Source organism: Actinomadura darangshiensis, assembly GCF_004349235.1.
In the GTDB taxonomy this organism is placed as follows: Bacteria; Actinomycetota; Actinomycetes; order Streptosporangiales; family Streptosporangiaceae; genus Spirillospora; species Spirillospora darangshiensis.
This window is the reverse complement of record NZ_SMKY01000395.1, coordinates 1-6,808: the sequence shown is the minus strand read 5'-3', so window position 1 is coordinate 6,808 and position 6,808 is coordinate 1. Positions and strand designations below refer to the sequence as shown.

Below are 6,808 nucleotides of genomic sequence, written 5' to 3'. Positions count from 1 at the left end.
GGTGTAGATGAGGGCGGGACCCTCGGGATGGCGGGAGTTGCGCATCGCGACCTGCCCACCGGGCAGTTCGGCGATCTCGACACAGTTCCCCTGGGAGTTGCTTCGCTGGGACTTCAGCCACCTCGCCCCTAGAAGGTCGGCGGCCGGGATCCCGTTGTCGTAATCGGTTTGAAGCATCATGTCTCTCTGAGAAAGTCACCGAGAAGCTCGACGGTGCGTTCCGGGGTCGCACTGTCGACGCACAGGCGTTCCATCGCCTGCAGATAGGTGTCGACGTCGTCGCGCTTGTCCAGGTACATCGCGCCGGTGAGGTTCTCGACGTAAACCACGTCCGGCAGGTCCTGCTCGGGAAAACGCAGGATCGTGAAGGCGCCCCCCTCGGCGGCGTGGCCGCCGAACCTGAACGGCATGATCTGGATGGTGACGTTGGGCAGCTTGGACATCTCGATGAGGTGCTCGAACTGGCCCCGCATCACTTCCGGGCCGCCGATCGGACGCCGCAGCGCCCCCTCGTCGACCACGGCCCACAGGCGCGGTGCTTCCGGGCCCGTGAGGCGTTCCTGACGTTGCATGCGCAGTTCCACGCGCTGGTCGATCTCGTGTTCGGCGGCTCCGGCGTTGCCCAGGCGGATCACCGCTCGCGCATACCCCTCCGACTGCAGCAGTCCCGGGACGAACTGCAGTTCGTACGTGCGGATCAACGCCGCCGACTCCTCCAGGCCCACATAGGTCTGGAACCAGCCGGGCAGCACGTCGTTGTACCGGTGCCACCAACCGGGGGTGTTGGCCTCCCGCGCAAGCTGCAGCAGCGCCTCGCGTTCTGTCTTGTCGCCGACGCCGTACAACGTGAGCAGGTCGTCCACGTCTCGTTCTTTGAAGCTGACCCGTCCCAGCTCCAGGCGGCTGATCTTGGACTCCGACGCGCGGATGACGTAGCCGGCGTCCTGACGGGTCACGCCCTTCTGCTCGCGCAGACGGCGCAGTTGCGACCCGAGCAGGATCCGACGGACCGTCGACCCGCTTCCCGGCGTCTCTGGAGTCACGCCCAACCTCCCGGCTTTTCCGGCGGACAGCGAACCTAGTGTGCCACTGGCCTCAGTGTCCTGCGGTTACCTCCGATCACTCGCGTGCAATCCGCGCCGCCCCACACCCTCACGGCGCGGATGCACGTGCATTGGGCCTTGCATTCGCACGCTACGATGCGCAGGATAACGCACGAGACTTCCGAGCCACGGCTGCACAACGAGATCACTCTGCGGGGTCCGGTGGAATGACGTCACGCCATGCGCACGACGACACGCGGTGGGAGCTCGGCCCTGTCGTGGGGCCGGCCGGCCCACAGGACCACGCTGGGCGCTCAACACCGGTCCCGGAGTCCTCGGACCTGCCTCCCCGGCTGGACACCGCCGTGACTGCGCTGACGGAGCTGCGAGGGTCGACGGTGTCGTTCACCGTCGCGCCCGACCCCGAGTCGGTCACCGACGCCCGGCACTTCGCCACGTCCAGGCTCACCGACTGGAGTCTCCCCGAGCTCGCCGACGACGTCGGCCTCGTCGTCTCCGAGCTCGTCACGAACGCACTACGGCACAGCGGAGGGGTGACCGGCGGCCGGCCGGGCGACGACGTGCACCGCGAGGGCGTGTACGGCGACCCGGCCGACCCGCTGGGCTCGGCCCCGTCCGCGATCAGGCTCCGCCTCGGGCACGAGGAACCGTGGCTGCTCTGCGGCATCATGGACGCCTCCCGGACGGCGCCGCGCCGCAAGGAGCCCGACTACATAGCCGAGACCGGACGCGGCCTCCACCTTGTGGAGTCCTTCAGCGTCCGGTGGGGCTGGCGTGCACTGACGCACGGCAAGGTGGTGTGGGCACTGTTCCGGTCTCCCTGAGAAGGTGTGACCGGCTTGACGGGCGTAACGACGCGCCACAGGGGTAGCTATTGAGTTCCCCTCCGGGGCCCTAGAACTTCCGTAGGGTTCTCGACGAGACGAGCGGCAGAGAGGAGCACCGGTGGACTTCGCCGTCGAGCATCGCGTCGAGAAGGGCCTCACGGTCGTCAAGATCAGCGGTGAGATCGACGTCTTCACCAGCCCCCGGCTGCGCGAAGCACTGCTCGACATCATCGACAACGGCGGCTCGCACCTGGTCGTCGACCTCGGCGAGGTGACGTTCCTGGACTCCACGGGCCTCGGCGTGCTCGTCGGGATCTACCACCGGCTCCGCGCGCGGGACGGCTCGATGTCGTTCATGGGCGTCAACGACCGGGTGCGGCGCGTGTTCCACGTCACGCAGCTCACCAAGATCTTCGTGCTGCACCGGTCGCTCGAGGACGCCATCGCGGCGCACGAGTCCACCGCGTCCTGACCCGCCTCTTATTGTGCTTCGCCCGTGTTCGGAGGGTTTTGTCGGCACGGGTTATCCACAGTTCGCGGTGTCGCGCCCCCCGTCCGGCGTACCCGGTACGGTGAGACCGAGATCAAGCCCGCCGCCTGGGCACGTCCCCGCCGACGCGCGCGGTGCTGTCCGCCAGCCGACCCATCGAACGGACGGGAGCGCTCCGTGGCAGAACAGCCGCTGCATGAGCACACGCTCGGCAATGGCCTGCGCGTGGTGGTCTGCGAAGACCATTTCGTACCACTGGCCGCCGTGAACATCTGGTACGGCGTGGGGTCGCGGCACGAGCGGGCCGGCCGCACCGGCCTCGCCCACCTCTTCGAGCACCTGATGTTCCAGGGCTCCGCGAACGTGGCCGAAGGCGAGCACGCGGCGCTGCTGGAGAGCGCCGGCGCCGCGTTCAACGCCAGCACGTCGTTCGAGCGCACGAACTACTACGAGACGGTGCCGGTCAGCCATCTGGAGCTCGCGCTCTGGCTCGAGGCAGACCGGATGGGCACGCTTCCCGCCGCGCTCACCCAGGCCAACCTCGACAACCAGCGCGACGTCGTGAAGAACGAGCGCCGCCAGCGCTACGACAACCAGCCCTACGGGACGGCGTTCGAACTGCTGTGCGCGCTGACGTTCCCTGAGGGCCACCCCTACGCGCACACACCGATCGGCTCCATGGACGACCTGGACGCCACCACGCTCGAAGACTGCACCGACTTCTTCGCCACCTGGTACGCGCCGGGCAACGCCGTCCTGTCCGTCGTCGGCGACGTCGACCCGGAGAAGACGCTCGAAGCCGTGGAGCGCTACTTCGGCGGCCTCCCGGCGGGCCCGGAGAAGCCGCAGTCGCGGCCGGGCGAGCTCGGGCCGCTGACCGGCGTCCGCGGCGAGGCGGTCGACGAGGAGGTCCCCTCCCCCGCGTACTTCGCGATGTTCGCCCTCCCCACCGACGGCGGCGACGACGTCGAGGCCGCCGAGCTGGCGGTCGAGATCCTCGGCGGCGGCTCGGGCTCCCGCCTGTACGACCGGATGGTGCGGCGCGACGAGATCGCCACCGAGGTGTGGGCCGGGGTGACCCGGCTCGCGTCCGGGCCTTCGCTGGCGATCGTGGACGCCATCGGGCCCGACCCGGACAAGATCGCCGCCGTGCTGGACGAGGAGCTCCGGCGGTTCGCCGCCGAGGGCCCCTCCGGCGACGAGACCGCCCGCGCCACCGCCCAGGCCGAGCGCGGCTTCCTGGAGCAGACCGAGACGGTGACGGGCCTCGCCAACGCGCTGTCGCAGAACGCGACGCAGTTCGGCGACCCGGCCCGGGTCTTCACCGCGCCCGGCCGCGCCGCCGCGGTCACCGGGGACGCGATCAAGGAGATGGCGGGCCGCTGGCTGGCCCCGGGCGGCCGCACCGCCCTGACCTACGGAGGCACCTCGTGAGCGGCCTGGCACTGCAGCCCCGTCCCGTCCCCGGGCCCGTCCCGGCCTGGGCGTTCCCGGCCGGCACCCCGGGCCGCGTCCCGGCCGGCCCGGCGACGCTCCGCTGCGACCTGCCCGGACGGCGGCTCGCCGCGGTCCGGCTCGTCCTGCACGCGGGCGCGGGCCGGGAGCCGTCCGGCCTGGACGGCGTCGCGACGCTGGCCGCCCGCACCCTGCTGGAGGGCACCGAGCCGGGCGGCGGCACCGCGCTGACCGCCGCGTTCGAGCGGCTCGGCGCCAGCCTCTACGCGCACGCCGACCTGACCGCGCTGCGGATCGCGCTGGACGTCCCGACGACGCGGCTCGGCGCCGCCCTCGACCTGTTCTCCTCGGTGGTGCGCCGCCCCGCGCTGGACGACTCCGACGTGCGCCGCCTCGTCCGCGAACGGCTGGAGGAGATCGCGCAGGAGGACGCCGACCCGGGCTCCCGCGCCATGCGCGAACTCCGCGCAGTGCTCTTCCCCGCCGAAGCGCGGGCCGCCCGCCCGACCGGCGGCACCCGCGACTCGATCGGCGCCCTCCAGGGCGCGGACGTCCGCGGCTTCTACGGCTCCGTGGTGCCCGCCGAGGCGACGGCGGTCGTCGCGGGCGACCTGTCCGGCGTGGACGCCGACGGCGCCCTGAGCGCCGCGCTGGAGGACTGGGCGGGCACGGGCGGGCCGCTGCCGGCCGCCGACCGGATCATGCCCGAGTCGGCCGCCCGCATCGTCGTCGTCGACCGCCCCGGGTCCGTGCAGACCTACCTCAGCTTCGGGCACGGCGTCCCCGACCGCTCGCACCACGACTGGCCGTCCCTGATGGTCGCGTCGCACGTGCTCGGCGGCGGCCTCACGTCCAGGCTCAACGCGGTCCTGCGCGAGGAGAAGGGCTACACCTACGGCATGCGGGCCGGCCTCCTCCGGATGCGGCACTGCGGGCTGTTCATCGCGCAGGGCGCCGTCCACACCGAGGTCACCGCCGACGCCGTCGCCGACGCGCTGACCGAGCTGCGCGGCGTCGTGTCCCGGGGCATCGACGCCGAGGAGCACGGATCGTCCGTCCGCGCGCTAGCCGACCGGGCGCCCGCCGAGTACGAGACGGCCCGGTCCGTCGCCGCCGAGCTGGCCGACACGTCCGCCAACGGCCTGGGCGCCGACTACCCGAGCGCCTACCTGGCCGCCGTCCGCGCCTCCACCCCGGACGGCGTGGCCCACGCCTACCGCAAGCACGTCGACCCCGAGGCCCTGACCGTCATCGCCGTAGGCGACGCCGCCCAGATCCGCGAGCCCTTGGAGAACCTTGGCTACGCCACCGTGACCGTCACCTCAAAGGAGGACTGACCCCCGGCCCCCGTCGCTGCGCTACGCAGTCGTCTGCGCACCTGCGGGCATGCACCGACCCCAGCACGGAGGAACACACCCGGCAGGGGGCGGAGCGTGCAAGCCCAGCGGACGCGGTTCGTCCACCACCCCGGTAGAGCACGAATCAGGCCGAGGTGCGTCGTGCGCGAGCGGCGCTGACGAACGAGTCGCGCCACTGCTTGCAGGACGTCCAAAGTGCGTCCCGCGGGGAATGGGAGACGAGCTGACCCACTGCTTGCACGACCTCCGAGCTGCCTCGCACGCGCGGGCGACGATGCAGAGTCGACCCCCGCGACTCACGAGACCTCCAAGCTGCTTCGCGCGGGCGAGGTGTCATGGAGGGTCGACCCGCGACTCACGAGACCTCCAAGCTGCTTCGCGCGGGCGAGGTGTGGGGAATTGGGGCGGTGTTCTGCTTTGGGGGTGAACCGATGGCATGGTGGGGTGGGTCTAACTTGCGCGGCCCGATCCACACGGCCTAATTTGCGCGGGCGGGCTTCGCGGGGAGGACGTCCTCGCGGGCGGGAGAGGGGAACGGCCGGTGTCCTACGGGCAGATGGCGGGCGGCGCGCCGTCGGTCGACACGATCCTTTCCGAGCCGAACTGCAAGCCCGGCGGGGTCGTGGCGGGCAAGGTGCATCTGCGCGGCGGTTCCGGGCCCGCGGAGGTAAGGCATGTGACGCTGGCGCTGATGCCGCGCATGCAGGACGGGTACGGCGGCGAGACCGCCGGGCCCGAGGTGTACCGGGGCGCCCTCACCCGCGGTTTCCGGCTCGACTCCGGACAGCAGCGCGACCTGTCGTTCTCCATTCCGCTGCCGTACGAGCTGCCGTTCACCACCGTCCTCGGCCATGAGCTTCCGGGCTTCACCATCGGGATGTGCACCGAGGTCGACCTGGCCGGGCAGCGCGACCCCGGCGACATCGACCCGATCTCGGTGGAGCCGCTGGAATCGCAGCAGTGGGTGCTCGCGGCCGTCGCCAAGCTCGGATTCCAGATCACGAACGTGACGTTCGAGTCGTCCAAGCTCCGCGGGGTGGCGCAGCATCTGCCGTTCCACCAGGAGATCCACCTCAACCCGCCGCCGTCCTTCCAGGGCCGGATCGACAAGGTCGGGCTCGCCTTCGTCGCCAGCCCGCGCGCGATGGCCTTCGTCCTGCGCGCCGAAGACCGCGAGCCTCCGCAGGACGAGTCGTCCGGCGTCTTCGAGGTCCCCCACGCGGAGGCCGCCGAGGCGGACTGGGAAGCCAAGATCAGCCAGTGGCTGGACGCCGCAGCCGCGCTGCCGCGCTCGTCCGGTCCGGGCGGTCCGCCGCCCCAGGGGCAGGCGCCGCTGCCGCCGCCCGGCAGCCCCGGGGCGTTCCCGCCGCCCGCGCCCGCACCCGGGCAGCAGCCCGCGGCCGGCCCCGGCTACCCGTCCAACGCGCCGGCTCCGGCCGCGCATGGCGGTACGCCCAGCTTCCCGCCGCCTCCTCCAGGTGCACCGCCCGCGCACTCCTCCATGCCCGGCCACGGCGCGCAACCCGCCGGCATGCAGGGCCCCGGTGGCGCACCCGCGTACCCATCGGGCCCGGCCGGTCACAACGCCGCGCCAGGTTTCCCGCCCCCTCCAGG

Annotated in this window: 7 protein-coding genes; 5 read left to right on the top strand and 2 right to left on the bottom strand. The window is 71.8% G+C overall.

Annotated elements, in window-relative coordinates; all coding sequences use genetic code 11:
• Together E1293_RS42620 and E1293_RS42615 are read right to left on the bottom strand one after the other, a co-directional pair.
• Positions 1–180 (bottom strand): DUF397 domain-containing protein (locus E1293_RS42620; protein ID WP_424923724.1); only part of this gene is annotated, 180 nt, incomplete at its 3' end.
• Positions 177–1,043, bottom strand: coding sequence for a helix-turn-helix domain-containing protein (locus tag E1293_RS42615; RefSeq protein WP_243717410.1), 867 nt, complete (start codon positions 1,041–1,043; stop codon positions 177–179). The genes E1293_RS42620 and E1293_RS42615, both read right to left, overlap by 4 nt.
• A gap of 365 nt (positions 1,044–1,408) precedes the next feature.
• On the opposite strand from E1293_RS42615, the gene E1293_RS42610 reads away from it, so the two are divergent.
• The 5 genes from E1293_RS42610 to E1293_RS42590 all read left to right on the top strand — a co-directional run.
• Entirely contained in the window at positions 1,409–1,888 is a 480-nt protein-coding gene (locus E1293_RS42610; protein WP_132205135.1) for an ATP-binding protein, read from the top strand.
• Between the two features lie 121 nt (positions 1,889–2,009).
• Complete coding sequence (locus E1293_RS42605; RefSeq protein WP_132205133.1) at positions 2,010–2,363, top strand: STAS domain-containing protein; 354 nt, start codon at positions 2,010–2,012, stop codon at positions 2,361–2,363.
• Positions 2,364–2,558: 195 nt separating this feature from the next.
• Positions 2,559–3,815 (top strand): M16 family metallopeptidase, encoded by a 1,257-nt coding sequence (locus E1293_RS42600; RefSeq protein WP_132205131.1) that lies wholly within the window; start codon positions 2,559–2,561, stop codon positions 3,813–3,815.
• The gene (locus tag E1293_RS42595; RefSeq protein ID WP_132205129.1) at positions 3,812–5,173 is read left to right on the top strand and encodes a M16 family metallopeptidase; all 1,362 of its coding nucleotides are present in this window, start codon (positions 3,812–3,814) and stop codon (positions 5,171–5,173) included. The genes E1293_RS42600 and E1293_RS42595 overlap by 4 nt, the downstream gene beginning before the upstream one ends.
• Positions 5,174–5,735: 562 nt before the next feature.
• Positions 5,736–6,808 (top strand): sporulation protein (locus E1293_RS42590; RefSeq protein ID WP_132205127.1); only part of this gene is annotated, 1,073 nt, incomplete at its 3' end.